Here is a 14,682-nt window from a genome sequence, read left to right as displayed (position 1 = left end):
AGCTATGCGTTGTCTGGGAGAGGGACTCCCCAATGTCCGGCCCCGGGTCTACCGTGTGCTCATGACCGACAGCGTCGAGCATCCTTCCCCCACCGTCCACCGTCCCTCCACCGTCTCCGAGGTCGCCGACCTCGTCCGCCGTGCCGCGCAGGAACCCGTGCCTCTCACGGTCGTCGCGGGCGGTCATGGCCCCTGGTCGCACGCTCCGGCGCCCGGCCTCCGCATCGAGCTGGGCGGCCTGTCCTCCGTCGAGGTCGAGGGCACCAGGGTCCGCATCGGCGGCGGTGCCGTGTGGGGCGACGTCGCCGCAGAACTGGCTCACCACGGTCTCGCGCTCAGCTCCGGCGATACCGCGAGCGTCGGCGTGGGCGGCCTCACGCTCGGCGGCGGCATCGGCTGGATGGTGCGCGCCTGGGGCCTCGCGGTCGACCAGCTGGTCGGCGCACAGGTCGTCACCGCGTCCGGCGAGGTGGTCGAGACCTCCGCCGACGCGCACCCCGACCTGTTCTGGGCACTGCGCGGCGGCGGCGGCAACTTCGGCATCGTCACGCGGTTCGACTTCGAGGCGCACCGGCTCCCCGGCATCGCTCTCGCGGAGAACATCGTGGAGGGCGACGCCACGGCCGTGCTGCGGGCGACGCGCGACCTGATGCGCGAGGCCCCGCGCGAGCTCACCGTCACCTTCATGGACGTGCCGCCGATGGAGCCGAGCGCCCCCGCGGGCGCTCGGCTCACGGCGGTCTGGGCCGGCCCGGAGCCCGAGGCGCTGCGCGCGGCGATCGCTCCGGTCGCGGCGCTCGATGGCGTCCGCAGCGAGGTCACGGAGCCGGCCTACCGCGACATCCTCATGGAGATGCCTCAGCCGGAGGGCGACGACGCGGCTGAGCCCCCGGGGTTCATCGGGGGCAACGGACTCGTCGCGGCGCTGGACGACGAGCTGATCGATCGACTGGTGGCATTCCGGGCCGCCTATCCCGCGTCGGTCGTGTTCCTGCGCTCGCTCGGCGGGGCCTTCGCCGATGTGCCGCAGGAGGAGACCGCGTTCCCCGCACGTTCCGCGACGTGGTTCGTGATGGCGGCTGTGTTCGACGTCCCCGGGCTGCTCGACGACGCGTCCCGCGAGCGGGCCGCCGCGGACGTTCAGCGGATCGTCGCCGGGCGTCTCGCGGAGTACAGCAACTTCGCCGACACGGAGCAGTCGGAGTCGGTCTCCGGCATGTACGCGGAGGAGGGTTATGCCCGGCTCCGCGCGGTGAAGCGCCAGTGGGACCCGCAGAACCTGTTCCGCCGCAACCACAACATCACCGTCTGAGCCCAGACACGCGCGAGGGCCCGGGAACGGTGCGGTTCCCGGGCCCTCGTGGGGTGACGCGTCAGTGCGTGTCTTCGGCCTCGATCTCGGTGCGGTCGCCCGACCACAGCGTGTGGAAGGTGCCCTCCTTGTCGATGCGCTTGTAGGTGTGCGCGCCGAAGAAGTCGCGCTGGCCCTGTACGAGCGCGGCGGGCAGCCGGTCGGCGCGGATACCGTCGTAGTACGACAGCGACGAAGAGAACGCCGGGGCGGGGATGCCCGACTGGGCGGCCGTGACCACCACGCGGCGCCAGGCCGACTGCGCCCGCGTGAGCGCCTCGGCGAAGTACGGCGCGGTCATCAGCACCGGGAGGTCGGGCGTCTCGGCGTAGGCGTCCGCGATGCGGTTGAGGAACTGCGCGCGGATGATGCAGCCGCCGCGCCAGATCTTCGAGATCGCGCCGAGGTCGATGTTCCATCCGTACTCGGCGGCACCCGCGCGGATCTCGTCGAAGCCCTGCGAGTAGGCGACGATCTTCGACGCGTACAGGGCGAGGCGCACGTCCTCGATGAAGGCGTCGACCTGGTCGGCCGGAACGGTGAACTCCTCGTCGGGTCCGGGGAGCGAGGCGGCCACGGCGCGCTGCTCCGGGTGCGACGACAGCGAGCGCGCGAACGTCGCCTCCGCGATGCCGGAGACCGGGACGCCGAGCGACAGCGCGGTCTGCACGGTCCACGCGCCCGTGCCCTTGGCGCCCGCCTGGTCGAGGATCACGTCGACGAGCGGCTTGCCCGTCTCGGCGTCGACCTGACGCAGCACCTCGGCGGTGATCTCGATGAGGTACGACTCCAGCTCGCCGCCGTTCCACTCCGCGAAGATCTCGGCGATCTCGGCGGGCGACTTGCCGGTGCCGCGCCGGATCAGGTCGTACGCCTCGGCGATGAGCTGCATGTCGGCGTACTCGATGCCGTTGTGCACCATCTTCACGAAGTGGCCGGCACCGTCGTGGCCGACGTGCGTCACGCACGGCTCGCCCTCGGCGACGGCCGCGATGGACTTGAGGATCGGGCCCAGGGTCACCCACGACTCGTCGGAGCCGCCCGGCATGATCGAGGGGCCGGTGAGCGCGCCCTCCTCGCCGCCGGAGATGCCCGCGCCGACGAAGTTGATGCCGGTCTCCCGCACGGCCTTCTCGCGGCGGATCGTGTCGGGGAAGTAGGCGTTTCCGCCGTCGACGATGATGTCGCCCGGCTCGAAGACCTCGACGAGCGAGTCGATCACGGCGTCGGTCGGCGCGCCGGCCTTGACCATGATGATGGCGGTGCGCGGCTTCTGCAGCGAGTCGGCGAACTCCTGATACGTCCGGGCGGGGATGAACCCGGCTTCCGGATGCTCCTCGAGGAGGGTCTCTGTCTTCTCGTAGCTGCGGTTGAAGATCGCCACGGTGTTGCCCTCGCGGCTGGCGAGGTTGCGGGCGAGGTTCGACCCCATGACGGCGAGTCCGACGACTCCGATGTTCGCTGATGCTTCGGGCACAGAAGGCTCCTCGATCGTGAAGAAGGGTTGTCTTCAGCGTATCGCTGTGCAGTCGGTCGGTGGGCGATCGTGTCGCCGTGCGGCCGCGGCAGCGGTGCCCGCCGGGACCTCTACGCTGGTCGGAGCAGGCCTGCGAGGAGGGAGTCGCCGTGACGGAGTCCGAGAAGAAGGTGCGCGCGGTGGTGGCGGTGCCGCTGCCGGAGGAGCTCTGCCGGCTCATCGAGGAGCTGGAGCCGCGCCTGGAGGTGGTGAGCGATCCGTCGCTCGTGCCGCCCATGCGCGGACCTGCGGACTGGTCGGGCGATCCGGCGTTCACGCGCACCGCGCAGCAGCAGGCCGACTTCGAGGCCCTGGTCGACTCGGCGGACGTGCTGTTCGGCATCCCGGACGTCGACCCGAAGGCTCTCGCGCGCACGGTGTCGGCCAACCCGCGGCTGCGCTGGGTCATGACCACGGCGGCGGGCGGCGGCAGCACGGTGCGCGCCGCGGAGCTCGATCGGGCCGCACTCGACCGCGTCGTCTTCACCACGAGTGCGGGTGTGCACGGGGGCACGCTCGCCGAGTTCGCCGTGTTCGCCGTGTTCGCGGGAGCGAAGGGGCTGCCGCGGCTGCTCGCGGATCAGCGCGACCGCCGCTGGCCCGACCGCTGGGAGATGCGCCAGGTCGAGGAGCTGACGGTGCTCGTCGTGGGCCTCGGCGGGATCGGCGCGGAGTGCGCACGTCGGTTCGACGCGCTCGGCGCGCGGGTGTGGGGCACGAGTCGTTCCGGCCGGCCGGTCGAGGGGGTCGAGCGGCTGGTGTCGCCGGAGGCGCTGCCGGAGGTGGTGGCCGAGGTCGACGCGATCGTGGTCACGCTTCCCGGCACGGCCCAGACCCGGCACCTGATCGGAGAGGACGTGCTGCAGGCGGTGCGTCCGGGCACGATCGTGACCAACGTGGGGCGCGGCAGTGTGATCGACGAGGCGGCGCTGCTGCGGGCGTTGGACGACGGGCGCGTGGGCTTCGCCGGACTGGACGTGTTCGAGCAGGAGCCGTTGCCCGAGGATTCGCCGCTGTGGTCGCACCCGCGCGTGCTCGTGAGCCCCCACACCGCGGCGCTCAGCTCACGCGAGGAGGAGCGGATCGCCCGGCGCTTCGCGGAGAACGCCACGCGTCTGCTCGACGGGCGCGAACTGCGCGCCGTGGTCGACACGGTCGAGTTCTACTGAGTCCGGCGATGAGCATCCGGATCGTCGTGATGGGCCCGAGCGGTTCCGGGAAGTCGACGGTGGGCCGGGCGCTCGCGGAGGCGCTCGCGGCCCGGTTCGTGGACGGCGACGACCTCCATCCGCTCACCAGCGTCGACAAGATGGCCGCCGGGATCCCGCTGGAGGACGAGGATCGCATGCCGTGGCTGCGCGTGGTGGGGGAGACGCTGCGGGCGCACGAGCGGATCGTGGTGGCCTGTTCCGCACTGCGCCGCCGCTACCGCGACGCGATCAGGGCGGAGGCGCCCGAGGCGTTCTTCGCGGAACTGGTGGTGGACCGCGCCGTGCTGGCCGAGCGCATGCGGTCGAGGGTGGACCACTTCATGCCGGCGTCGCTGCTGGATTCACAGGTGGCGGCACTGGAGCCGCTGGAGGAGGACGAGCGGGGCGTGCGGGTCGAGGCCACGCAGGAGCCCGCTCGGGAAGTCGACGCGATCACCGCCGCGGTGCTGCGCCGAGGGCCGTCGGAGGGCTGATCAGTCCTTGCGGTAGCCGGAGCGGCCGAGGGAGAACAGGGCGCCGGCGGTGCCGATCGCGGCGCAGAGCGTCATGGCGCCGATGAGCCAGAGGAGGACGTGCGAGAGGAAGGCGCCGTCGAGCATGGGGGTACTCCGAGTTCTGCAGAAGGGACGGTGTCCTCAGCCTATCGGGTGATCCGGTACCATGGACACGTACCTCGGCGAGGGATGCTTCTGCGCGTGCGCGGGCGTCCGTAATCGACGCGGCGAAGCAAGCCCGGTGGCTTTCCTCACGCGTCCGCGTTCGAGTTCACAATTCCAAGACCACCGCGCGGCGCCTTCGCTGCGTGCCCCGAAGGAGAACCCATGTCTGAAGACACCACGGTCCACGCCGAGCTGCGCAGCAGCTTCGGCAAGGGCTTCGCCCGTCGTCTGCGCGCTGCCGGCAAGATCCCCGCCGTCCTCTACGGCCACGGCACCGAGCCGGTGCACGTCGCTCTGCCGGGCCACCAGGTCTCGCTGATCGTGCGTCGCGCCAACGCGCTGCTCGACCTCGACATCGAGGGCACCTCGCAGCTCGCGCTCGTCAAGGACGTGCAGAAGGACCCGGTGCACCAGGTCATCGAGCACATCGACCTGCTGGTCGTGAAGAAGGGCGAGAAGGTCGCGATCGACGTTCCCGTCGTCGTCACGGGCGAGTCGGCTCCCGGCACCATCGTCAACCTCGACGCGACCACGCTGTCGGTCGAGGCCGAGGCCACGCACATCCCCGAGAACATCGAGGTGTCGGTCGAGGGCCTCGAGGAGGGCGCGCACATCACCGCTGCCGACGTCACCCTCCCCAAGGGCTCGTCGCTGCTGACCGACCCCGAGGTCCTGGTCGTCGCGATCTCCGTCCCGGCCGCTCCGGTCGAGGACGAGGCCGAGGGCGCCGAGGGCGAGGGCGAGGCTCCGGCCGAGGCCGCCGAGGAGGCCGCCGCGGAGTGATCTCCGCCAGCTTCATCACGGAGGGGACGCGATCGCATCGCGTCCCCTCCGTCGTATCCTGACCGGGTGCTCGGCGCCCACGAGAGAGGACGAGGAATGGCAGCCACCTGGCTCGTGGTCGGACTCGGGAACCCGGGACCGCGGTACGAGGCGACCCGCCACAACATCGGGCAGCTGGTCGTCGACGAGCTCGCGGCGCGACGCGGCGAGTCCTTCCGAGAGCACAAGGGCGGCGCGCGTGTCGTGGAGACCTGGCTGCGCCCGGGCGCAGACAAGCTCGTCCTCGCCAAACCCAACACCTTCATGAACGTCTCGGGCACGCCGGTCGCTGCTCTCGCGCGGTTCTACTCGGTCGCCCCGGAGCACGTGGTCGTGGTGCACGATGAACTCGACATCCCGTTCGACACGGTCAAGCTGAAGACCGGTGGCGGGCACGGCGGGCACAACGGGGTCCGCGATGTCGCGCGTGCGCTCACGACTCCCGACTTCCCCCGCGTGCGTGTGGGGATCGGCCGTCCGCCCGGGCGTCAGGATCCGGCCGACTGGGTGCTGTCGCCGTTCGGGAAGGACGAGCGCGCGAACCTGCCGATCCTGGTCGCGGATGCCGCCGACGCGGTCGAGCTGCTGGTCGACGAGGGTCTGCTGGCCGCGCAGCAGAAGCATCACGCGCCGCGCTGAGCGGCCCGGCGCTCAGGCCGGTGAGACCGCGAGCCCGGCGGCGCCGCCGAGCGCGAAGGTGACGAGGACGACCGCGAAGAAGATCACGACCCCGAGGACGCCGAGCACGAGCGCCGCGATCCCGGTTCCGCGGCCCTGACGGCGGCGGATCGCGATGATGCCCAGGACGATCGCCGCGATGCCGAACACCGTGCCGGTCCAGAACGACAGCTCGGCCCAGAGCACCTGGTCGCGTGCGGGCGTGAGCACGCTGAGGTCGCGTCCGTTCGAGATGCCGAAGGGGAGCCGGCGTCCGATCTCGAACGCGCTGATGCCCCCGAGGATGGGGGCCACGACGGCCGCGACGAGGGAGAAGACGAGCGCCAGGGAGCCCAGCACGCCGGAGCGCGCGGGCGTCGGATCCGGCACGCTGTAGGCGCCGGACGGAACCGCGTAGCCGCCCACCGGCACGGCGTAGGCCCCGGGGGGCGCCGCGGGGGCTCCGGGAATCGCCGATGCCGGTGAGACGGGGACGGCGCCGAGGGCCGGGGGAACCGGCGCGGCACCATACGGCGCAGGAATCCCGCCCGCGGGCGGAGGAACGGGGGAGGCGGTCGGCGCGACCGGCGCGGAGGCCGGCGAAGGAGCGTACGCGGGTGGTGCGGGCGGGAAACCACCGGTGGAACCGGGTGCGGTCCCTTCCGGCGCAGCGCTCTCCGTGGGCGGGACGATCGCGGGTGCCGTGTGCCCGGCTTCGCGCGGTGCATCCGAGCCGGACGGGGAGGGGGCGCCGGGAGGAGGGGGCAGCTGGGGATCGGTCACGCCCCCATCCTAGAGGCGCTGCCACCCTCGTCCCGGGGCGCCGCGGCGGTCACACGCGCCGGAGCAGTCCGATCCGGTCGTACACGTCGGACAGCGTCGCATCGGCGACGGCGTCGGCACGCGCAGCGTTTGCGGCGAGGATGCGGTCGAGCTCGGCCGGGTCGTCGAGGAGTTCGAGGGCGCGCTCCCGCACGGGACCGAACTCCTCGACCACGACCTCGGCGAGGCCCTTCTTGAAGTCGCCGTAACCGCGTCCCGCGTACTCGTCCTCGATCGAGGCGATCTGCCGCCCGGTGAGTGCGGCGTAGATGGTCAGCAGGTTCGACACGCCGGGCTTGTTCTCGCGGTCGAACCGCACCGAGCCTTCGTTGTCGGTCACGGCGCGCATGATCTTCTTGGCCGACTTCGCGGGCTCGTCGAGCATCCAGAGCACGCCCGCGTCGCTCTCCGCCGACTTCGACATCTTGGCGGCCGGGTTCTGCAGGTCGTAGATCCGCGCCGTCTCCTTCTGGATCACCGGGAGCGGCACCGTGAAGGTCGTGCCGAAGCGCGAGTTGAAGCGCTCAGCGAGATCGCGCGTGAGTTCGACGTGCTGCTTCTGATCGTCGCCGACCGGCACCACGTCGGTCTGGTACAGGAGGATGTCCGCGGCCATGAGCACGGGGTACGTGAAGAGACCGACGCTGGTGGCGTCGGCGCCGTAGCGCGTCGACTTGTCCTTGAACTGCGTCATGCGTCCGGCCTCGCCGAACCCGGTGATGGTGCTGAGGATCCATGCCAGCTCGGCGTGTGCGCGCACGTGCGACTGGACGTACAGGGTCGACTGCGAGGGCTCGATACCGGCGGCGATGTACTGCGCGGCCGTGCGACGGGTCTTCTCGCGCAGCTCCGCCGGGTTCTGTGCCACCGTGAGGGCGTGCAGGTCGACCACGGAGAAGAAGGCGTCGTAGGAGTTCTGCAGCTCCCGCCACTGCAGGAGTGCGCCGATGTAGTTGCCGATCTGGAGGGAGTCGGCGGAGGGCTGCATTCCGGAGTAGAGACGAGGCTTGTTCACCCGTCAATCCTATGCGCCCCTCGTCGCCCGCTCGGCGCATGCGTCCCCTACGCTGGCGGCATGACCGATGCCTTCCCACCCGCCAGGGGGCAGGTGTTCCTCGACGCCCTCGGGGCGGACGCGGAGCGACTGCATCCGCAACTGCTCGCCTCGTTCCGCCGCCCGGTGTCGGTGGGGGAGGCGGAGGGCGTGTTCGCGGTCGCGGGGAGCCGATTCGGTCGCTGGTCGGCGTTCGCCCGTCCGGTGGTGGGTCCGCGTCTCCTCGTCACCGCGCGCGGGTACGGGGTGCCCTTCCGCCTGAGGACGGTGTCCGGTCGTTCTCCGTCGGGGCGTGCCACGCTCGATTCGGTCCGTGTGTTCCGGTTCGCCCGCGGCTCCCAGGAGATCGCCGATCGCCTGACGGTGAGTGTGCGTCCGGGGCTGGTGCGCAACCTCCTGGGTTCGCGCGGTCGCGTCGAGTTGATCGAGCGCTGCACGGTCACGCCGGAGGGTTTCCTCCGCATGAGCACCGTGCGGGTCGCGCTGAGACTGTTCGGCCGACGTTTCGCGCTCCGTGGGCCCCTCGGTGTGCGCGTCGAGCTCGTCGACGGCTGGGACGACGAGCATCACCGCCGCACGATCGACATGCGAGCGGTGAACCCCGTCTTCGGAACGGTCCTGGAGTATCGCGGCTCGTATCGCGAACGTGACCGAGGGGCGGACCTGCGTCCCGACGCGACGATCGGCGCGCAGGACTAGCCACCCCGCCCGGGAGGGGCGCCGCCGCGAGCGATCCACGTCCCCGACGGCGCGGAGCACAGCCTCGGCTGCGGGTGGCCCCGAAGCCGGCGTGCCCCCGGTCAGTAGGAGTAGTCCACGACCACCGGTGCGTGGTCGCTCCACCGCTGGTCGTACGCGGCCGCCCTGGCCACGTGGTACGCCTCGACCCGCTCGGCGAGGGCGGGCGTTGCGAGGTGGTAGTCGATGCGCCACCCCGAGTCGTTGTCGAATGCCTTGCCGCGCATCGACCACCACGTGTACGGCCCGTCGACCTCGCCGTGGAAGCGCCGGCCGACGTCGACCCATCCGAGCCCCGTGCCGACCGAGCCGTCGACGCCGGTGACGGGTGCGCCCGCTTCGCCGAGGAACCGGTCGAAGTACGCGCGCTCCCGTGGCAGGAAGCCGGCCTTGGTGCGGTTGCCGCGCCAGTTCTTGATGTCGAGTTCGCGGTGTCCGACGTTGAGGTCGCCCGTCACGAGCGCGAGCGCGCCATCGGTGTTGAGCGATGCGAGGTGCGACTCGAAGGCATCGAGGAACTTCCACTTCTCGTCCTGCTTCGGGGTGTCCGCTTCTCCGGAGTGCACGTACGCGCTCACCACGGTCAGCGGGCGGTCGCCGATCAGGTAGTCGGCCTCGATCCAGCGCCCCTTCGAGTCGAAGTCCTCCGGGCCGAAGTCGGTGCGGGAGGCGACGGCGGGGACGCGGCTCGCGATCGCAACTCCCGCGCGACCCTTCGCGGTCGCCTCGTCGTGCACGAACGTCCACCCGGGGAGTGCGGCCTCGATGTGCTCGTCCTGTCCGCGGACCTCCTGCAGCGTGAGGATGTCGATGTCCGCCGCGTCGAGCCACGAGCTCATTCCGTTGCGAGCCGCCGCTCGGATCCCGTTGACATTGACCGTGGCGATACGCAGATGAGGCATTGCTCCAGCCTAACGAGCGCCTCCGACATCGCCCCGCTCCTGCCGGTGGTTGAGCTCTGCGAGCAGACGCTGTGCCAGAGGCGAGCCCGCCGGGGGCGGCGGGGGAGCCGTCGCCTCGAGGTGCGCGACGTCCGCCTGTGCGTGACGCAGCGCCCGTTCGGCCGCCCACGCGCGGTACCACGGCGCGGCGTCGCGGGCCTGCTGCGCATCGCGTGCGCGGATACGAGCGGCGACGAGCAGGGCCTGGTGCTCGGCGATGCGGCGCTCGGCGTCGGTCTGGGCCAGGAGCGGCAGGTCCCGGTCCTGTGCCGTGACCGCCATCCACGACGCTGCGACGAGCATCACCACACCGTTCACGCGGAACCACAGCAGGAGCCCGACGAAGATCGCGAAGGTGGCCAGGAGGGGATTCGACGGCGTGTAGCTCAGCAGGAAGCCGACGCCGAACTGCAGCACCGTCATGGCGGCGCCGCCCAGAAGCGCGCCCGGCCAGATCGTCCCCCAGTGCAGCGAGGTTCCGGTGAGGAACCGCACCATCGCGGCCAGCGCACCCGTCAGCAGCACGAAGGACACGAGAACCGTGCCGATCCGGATGCCGAGGTTGAGGCCGTCCGATCCGGAGTCCCAGCCGAGCAGGGAGAGCACCCAGCTGAGGACGGCGGCGCTCGCCGAGCTGAGTGCCGAGCCGAGGATCAAGGAGACGCCGAAGATCAGGGCGGCCAGCAGGTCCCGTGCCTTCAGGACGAGGTAGCTGCGGCGATCCGGCTCGAGACCGAAGATGTCGCGTATCGCTCGACGGGAGAAGGTCACCCAGCCGATCGCGGTCCAGATCACGGTGCCGAGCGCGATCAGACCCGTGACGCCGAGGACACCGGTCGTGTTGGAGGCGATCTCCTGCACCTGCTGAGGCGTGAACACCCCGCCCTGCTCGAGGATCAAGTTCGGGATGTAGTTGTTGATGATGTCGATGAGGCCGTTCACGGCGTCTTCGCTGCCGCCCAGCCAGAGGCCCGCGATCGCGAACGCCAGGTAGACCGCGGCGAAGATCGCGAACAGCGCCTGATAGCTCACGCCCGCGGCGAGCAGGAAGCCGTTGTGCTGCAGGAAGTGCCGCCACACCCGCACCGGGAACAGCGCCAGTGTGCGCTGAGTCAGCGCGGTCGCACGCTCGACGGCGGCATCGAGACGACCGGACTCGGTCGCGGCACCAGCGGGGTCGGACACGCCCCCACCCTATCCAAGCCGGCCAGGGCGAGACGGCGCCCCTCCACGCGAAAGGCGGCTCCAGAACAGGAGCCGCCTTTCGCGGGAGAGTCGGAACGCGTCAGGGACGGCCCCGGAGCACCGCCTGCTTGACCTCGGCGATCGCCTTGGTCACCTCAATGCCGCGGGGGCACGCCTCGGAGCAGTTGAAGGTGGTGCGGCAGCGCCACACACCCTCCTTGTCGTTGAGGATGTCGAGGCGCACGGCGGCGTTGTCGTCGCGCGAGTCGAAGATGAAGCGGTGCGCGTTGACGATCGCCGCCGGGCCGAAGTACTGCCCGTCGGTCCAGAACACGGGGCACGACGAGGTGCACGCCGCGCACAGGATGCACTTGGTGGTGTCGTCGAAGATCTCGCGGTCGGCGATGGTCTGCAGGCGCTCCTTGCCCTTCTCCGGCACGGAGTTGGCCACGAGGAAGGGCTGCACTTCGCGGTACGACGCGAAGAAGGGCTCCATGTCGACGACGAGGTCCTTCTCCAGCGGCAGGCCCTTGATGGCCTCGACGTAGATCGGCTTCGAGATGTCGAGGTCCTTGATCAGCGTCTTGCAGGCGAGGCGGTTGCGGCCGTTGATGCGCATGGCGTCCGAGCCGCAGATCCCGTGGGCGCAGGAGCGGCGGAACGTGAGCGAGCCGTCGACCTCCCACTTGATCTTGTGCAGGGCGTCGAGCACGCGGTCGGTGGAGTAGAGCTCCACGTCGTAGTCGACCCAGTGCGGCTCGCTGTCGACCTCCGGGTCGAACCGGCGGATGTTGAACGTGACGATGAAGGACTGGATGCCGGTGTCTTCCGTGGTCTCGGCCGGCGCTTCGGCGATCGCGTTCGACATGCTCAGTACTTCCTCTCCATCGGCGGGTAGTTCAACTCGCCCTTGTCGTTCTTGGTGAACACGACGGGCTTCCAGTCGAGCTTGATGTGGTCGCTGGGGTCCGACGAGTGCGGGTCGCCCGTCAGGTACGCCATGGTGTGCTTCATGTAATTCTCGTCGTCGCGCTTCGGGAAGTCGTCGCGCATGTGGCCGCCGCGGCTCTCCTCGCGGTTCTGCGCGGCGTAGACGACGACCTCGGCGATGTCGAGCAGGAAGCCCAGCTCCACGGCCTCGAGCAGGTCGGTGTTGAAGCGGTGGCCCTTGTCGTCGACGTGCACGTTCTTGTAGCGCTCGCGCAGCTCGGCGATCACGCCCAGCACGTGCTGCAGCGACTCGTGCGTGCGGAACACCTGCGCGCCCTTGTCCATCTCGTCCTGCAGCGTCTTGCGCAGCACGGCGATGCGCTCGGTGCCCTGGTTGTTGCGCAGGCCCTCAAGCATGTCCGACACGAAGGCGGCGGGGTTCTCGGGAAGCGGCACGAACTCAGCGGTCTTGACGTACTCCACCGCGTTGCGGCCCGAGCGCTTGCCGAACACGTTGATGTCGAGCAGCGAGTTGGTGCCGAGGCGGTTGGCGCCGTGCACCGAGACGCACGCGCACTCGCCGGCCGCGTAGAGGCCGGGGACGACAGTGTCGTTGTCGGCGAGGACCTCGCCGTTGTTGTTGGTGGGGATGCCGCCCATGGCGTAGTGCGCGGTCGGCATCACCGGCACGGGCTCGACGACCGGGTCGACGCCGAGGTACGTGCGGGCGAACTCGGTGATGTCGGGCAGTTTGGTCTCGAGCACGTCGGCGCCCAGGTGCGTGCAGTCGAGCAGCACGTAGTCCTTGTGCGGACCGGCGCCGCGACCCTCCGCGACCTCCTGCACCATGCAGCGCGCGACGATGTCACGCGGGGCGAGGTCCTTGATGGTGGGGGCGTAGCGCTCCATGAACCGCTCGCCGGAGGCGTTGCGCAGGATCGCGCCCTCGCCTCGCGCACCCTCGGTGAGGAGGATGCCGAGTCCAGCGAGCCCGGTCGGGTGGAACTGGAAGAACTCGAGGTCCTCCAGAGGCAGGCCCTTGCGCCAGACGATCCCGACGCCGTCACCCGTGAGCGTGTGCGCGTTCGACGTGGTCTTGAAGATCTTCCCGAAGCCGCCCGTCGCGAAGATGACGGCCTTGGACTGGAAGACGTGCAGCTCGCCGGTGGCCAGATCGTACGCGACCACACCGGCGATCTGCGTCCTGCCCGCGTCGTCCTTCACCGTGATGAGGTCGAGCACGTAGAACTCGTTGAAGAAGTTGATGCCGAGCTTGACGCAGTTCTGGAACAGCGTCTGCAGGATCATGTGGCCCGTGCGGTCGGCGGCGTAGCACGCGCGGCGGACCGGGGTCTTGCCGTGCTCGGCCGTGTGACCGCCGAAGCGGCGCTGGTCGATCTTCCCCTCGGGCGTGCGGTTGAAGGGGAGGCCCATGTTCTCGAGATCGATGACCGCGTCGATGGCCTCCTTCGCGAGGATCTCCGCCGCGTCCTGGTCGACGAGGTAGTCGCCGCCCTTGACGGTGTCGAAGGTGTGCCACTCCCAGGAGTCCTCTTCGACGTTCGCGAGAGCCGCCGCCATGCCACCCTGCGCGGCACCGGTGTGCGAACGCGTGGGGTAGAGCTTGGAGATCACGGCCGTTCTGGCACCGGGGCCGGCCTCGATGGCGGCTCGCATGCCGGCGCCGCCGGCGCCCACGATGACGATGTCGAACTGGTGGTAGTGCACGCCGTCACGGACGACGGAATCCTGCGTCTGGGTAGTCACTTCTCGTATGCCTCTTCTTTCAGCCCTGCGCCTGGCAGGTCTCCCACAGCGTGCTGGACTCGGTCACACCCAGGCAGGGGTCGAACGTGAAGACGACCAGCGTGCCGAGGAGGATGAGCAGGCCGGCGGCCAGCCCGAGTGCCCACACGAGCGCCTTGCGGGCGGTGGCGTTGGTCACGTAGTCGTTCACGATCGTGCGCATGCCGTTGGCGCCGTGGATGAGCGCGAGCCACAGCATCAGCACGTCCCACCACTGCCAGAACGGCGTGGCGAACTTGCCGGCGATGAACGCGAAGTCGAGCGCGTGGATGCCTTCGCCGAGCATCAGGTTGACGAAGAGGTGGCCGAAGATCAGCACGACGAGCACGACGCCCGAGACGCGCATGAAGACCCAGCCCCACTTCTCCAGGTTGACCCCGCGCTGACGACGAGCGGGGGCGACGGCGGTCTGGGTGCTCATCAGTGTCCTCCTCCGAAGCCGGCGAATGCGAGCATCAGGTGGCGCGGGACGAAGCCGGCCATGATGATGCCCCAGACGAGCAGCACGCCCCAGAAGAGCTGGCGCTGGTACTTGGCGCCCTTCGACCAGAAGTCCACCGCGATGATGCGCAGACCGTTCATCGCGTGGAACACGATGCCGGCGACGAGCACGACCTCGCCGAGCGCCATCACCGGGTTCTTGTACGTGCCGATGACCGCGTCGTACGCCTCCGGCGACACCCTGATCAGCGCCGTGTCGAGCACGTGCACCAACAGGAAGAAGAAGATGGCGACTCCGGTGATGCGGTGAAGCACCCACGACCACATGCCTTCGCGGCCCCGGTAGAGGGTGCCGCGGGGGGTCTTGGACGTGGTTTCCGAAATCGACGGTGTCAAGCGAGCGCTTGTGGACACGGTCGTCCTCCCTGGATCGATGTGACTCGGTCGCGTGCGCCGTCTCGACCCCTCGAAGTGCAGGGGAGGGGCAGGCACGCCCGATCGCCCTCCATCCTATTCCTGTGAGAAGGCCGTGGGCGACGAAGGGGACCC

General features: G+C 70.0%; 16 protein-coding genes. 6 read left to right on the top strand and 10 right to left on the bottom strand.

Annotated features, from left to right (window positions below; translation table 11 throughout):
- The first annotated feature begins 61 nt into the window (after positions 1-61).
- Positions 62-1,312, top strand: a complete 1,251-nt coding sequence (locus KE274_RS15050) for an FAD-binding oxidoreductase (RefSeq protein ID WP_211545177.1) — start codon at positions 62-64, stop codon at positions 1,310-1,312.
- A gap of 61 nt (positions 1,313-1,373) precedes the next feature.
- On the opposite strand, the gene gndA is transcribed toward KE274_RS15050, so the two are convergent.
- A complete protein-coding gene (gndA, locus tag KE274_RS15045; RefSeq protein WP_211545175.1) occupies positions 1,374-2,828 on the bottom strand; it encodes an NADP-dependent phosphogluconate dehydrogenase in 1,455 nt (484 codons plus the stop codon).
- A 149-nt stretch (positions 2,829-2,977) separates the two neighbouring features.
- Here gndA and KE274_RS15040 point away from each other — a divergent pair, with 149 nt between their 5' ends.
- Both KE274_RS15040 and KE274_RS15035 read left to right on the top strand, forming a co-directional pair.
- Positions 2,978-4,036, top strand: a complete 1,059-nt coding sequence (locus KE274_RS15040; RefSeq protein WP_211545173.1) for a D-2-hydroxyacid dehydrogenase — start codon at positions 2,978-2,980, stop codon at positions 4,034-4,036.
- Between the two features lie 8 nt (positions 4,037-4,044).
- Positions 4,045-4,551, top strand: a complete 507-nt coding sequence (locus KE274_RS15035; protein WP_211545171.1) for a gluconokinase — start codon at positions 4,045-4,047, stop codon at positions 4,549-4,551.
- Here the strand turns inward: KE274_RS15035 and KE274_RS16695 are convergent, their stop codons facing one another.
- Positions 4,552-4,677, bottom strand: a complete 126-nt coding sequence (locus tag KE274_RS16695; protein ID WP_275090547.1) for a hypothetical protein — start codon at positions 4,675-4,677, stop codon at positions 4,552-4,554. It abuts the gene before it with no gap.
- A gap of 222 nt (positions 4,678-4,899) precedes the next feature.
- Here KE274_RS16695 and KE274_RS15030 point away from each other — a divergent pair, with 222 nt between their 5' ends.
- Together KE274_RS15030 and pth are read left to right on the top strand one after the other, a co-directional pair.
- Positions 4,900-5,520 carry a 50S ribosomal protein L25/general stress protein Ctc gene (locus KE274_RS15030; protein ID WP_211545169.1) on the top strand — a complete coding sequence of 207 codons (621 nt, stop codon included), beginning with the start codon at positions 4,900-4,902 and terminating at the stop codon, positions 5,518-5,520.
- A 96-nt stretch (positions 5,521-5,616) separates the two neighbouring features.
- Positions 5,617-6,198: an aminoacyl-tRNA hydrolase gene (gene pth / locus KE274_RS15025; protein ID WP_211545167.1), complete on the top strand. Its 582-nt coding sequence runs from the start codon at positions 5,617-5,619 to the stop codon at positions 6,196-6,198.
- Positions 6,199-6,210: 12 nt separating this feature from the next.
- Here the strand turns inward: pth and KE274_RS16605 are convergent, their stop codons facing one another.
- Together KE274_RS16605 and trpS are read right to left on the bottom strand one after the other, a co-directional pair.
- Entirely contained in the window at positions 6,211-6,999 is a 789-nt protein-coding gene (locus KE274_RS16605; protein WP_249186496.1) for a hypothetical protein, read from the bottom strand.
- A 49-nt stretch (positions 7,000-7,048) separates the two neighbouring features.
- A complete protein-coding gene (trpS, locus tag KE274_RS15015) occupies positions 7,049-8,053 on the bottom strand; it encodes a tryptophan--tRNA ligase (RefSeq protein WP_211545165.1) in 1,005 nt (334 codons plus the stop codon).
- 60 nt (positions 8,054-8,113) lie between these two features.
- Between trpS and KE274_RS15010 the strand changes: the two genes are divergently transcribed.
- On the top strand, positions 8,114-8,791 hold the full coding sequence (locus KE274_RS15010; protein ID WP_211545163.1) for a DUF4166 domain-containing protein: 678 nt from the start codon (positions 8,114-8,116) through the stop codon (positions 8,789-8,791).
- Positions 8,792-8,892: 101 nt separating this feature from the next.
- On the opposite strand, the gene KE274_RS15005 is transcribed toward KE274_RS15010, so the two are convergent.
- From KE274_RS15005 to sdhC, 6 genes are all read right to left on the bottom strand, one after another.
- Entirely contained in the window at positions 8,893-9,732 is an 840-nt protein-coding gene (locus tag KE274_RS15005) for an exodeoxyribonuclease III (protein ID WP_211545161.1), read from the bottom strand.
- Positions 9,733-9,741: 9 nt separating this feature from the next.
- Positions 9,742-10,956 carry a YihY/virulence factor BrkB family protein gene (locus KE274_RS15000; RefSeq protein WP_211545159.1) on the bottom strand — a complete coding sequence of 405 codons (1,215 nt, stop codon included), beginning with the start codon at positions 10,954-10,956 and terminating at the stop codon, positions 9,742-9,744.
- A 100-nt stretch (positions 10,957-11,056) separates the two neighbouring features.
- A complete protein-coding gene (locus tag KE274_RS14995) occupies positions 11,057-11,824 on the bottom strand; it encodes a succinate dehydrogenase iron-sulfur subunit (protein WP_211545158.1) in 768 nt (255 codons plus the stop codon).
- A gap of 2 nt (positions 11,825-11,826) precedes the next feature.
- Complete coding sequence (gene sdhA / locus KE274_RS14990; protein ID WP_211545156.1) at positions 11,827-13,653, bottom strand: succinate dehydrogenase flavoprotein subunit; 1,827 nt, start codon at positions 13,651-13,653, stop codon at positions 11,827-11,829.
- 19 nt (positions 13,654-13,672) lie between these two features.
- Positions 13,673-14,113: a succinate dehydrogenase hydrophobic membrane anchor subunit gene (locus KE274_RS14985; protein WP_211545154.1), complete on the bottom strand. Its 441-nt coding sequence runs from the start codon at positions 14,111-14,113 to the stop codon at positions 13,673-13,675.
- Positions 14,113-14,547, bottom strand: a complete 435-nt coding sequence (sdhC, locus tag KE274_RS14980) for a succinate dehydrogenase, cytochrome b556 subunit (RefSeq protein WP_136030381.1) — start codon at positions 14,545-14,547, stop codon at positions 14,113-14,115. Before sdhC ends, KE274_RS14985 begins: the two co-directional genes overlap by 1 nt.
- Positions 14,548-14,682 lie beyond the last annotated feature (135 nt).

The organism is Microbacterium paraoxydans (assembly GCF_018224615.1).
GTDB lineage: Bacteria > Actinomycetota > Actinomycetes > Actinomycetales > Microbacteriaceae > Microbacterium > Microbacterium paraoxydans_B.
The sequence above is the reverse complement of the archived record's forward strand: the minus strand, read 5'-3'. Positions and strand labels throughout refer to the sequence as shown.

Bases quoted from the DNA above. Each gene is read 5' to 3' on its own strand.
- KE274_RS15050 (WP_211545177.1), top strand. From the start codon at position 62: ATGACCGACAGCGTCGAGCATCCTTCCCCCACCGTCCACCGTCCCTCC.
- KE274_RS15035 (WP_211545171.1), top strand. From the start codon at position 4,045: ATGAGCATCCGGATCGTCGTGATGGGCCCGAGCGGTTCCGGGAAGTCG.
- KE274_RS16695 (WP_275090547.1), bottom strand. From the start codon at position 4,677: ATGCTCGACGGCGCCTTCCTCTCGCACGTCCTCCTCTGGCTCATCGGC.
- KE274_RS15030 (WP_211545169.1), top strand. From the start codon at position 4,900: ATGTCTGAAGACACCACGGTCCACGCCGAGCTGCGCAGCAGCTTCGGC.
- pth (WP_211545167.1), top strand. From the start codon at position 5,617: ATGGCAGCCACCTGGCTCGTGGTCGGACTCGGGAACCCGGGACCGCGG.
- KE274_RS15010 (WP_211545163.1), top strand. From the start codon at position 8,114: ATGACCGATGCCTTCCCACCCGCCAGGGGGCAGGTGTTCCTCGACGCC.
- KE274_RS15005 (WP_211545161.1), bottom strand. From the start codon at position 9,732: ATGCCTCATCTGCGTATCGCCACGGTCAATGTCAACGGGATCCGAGCG.
- KE274_RS14995 (WP_211545158.1), bottom strand. From the start codon at position 11,824: ATGTCGAACGCGATCGCCGAAGCGCCGGCCGAGACCACGGAAGACACC.
- KE274_RS14985 (WP_211545154.1), bottom strand. From the start codon at position 14,113: ATGAGCACCCAGACCGCCGTCGCCCCCGCTCGTCGTCAGCGCGGGGTC.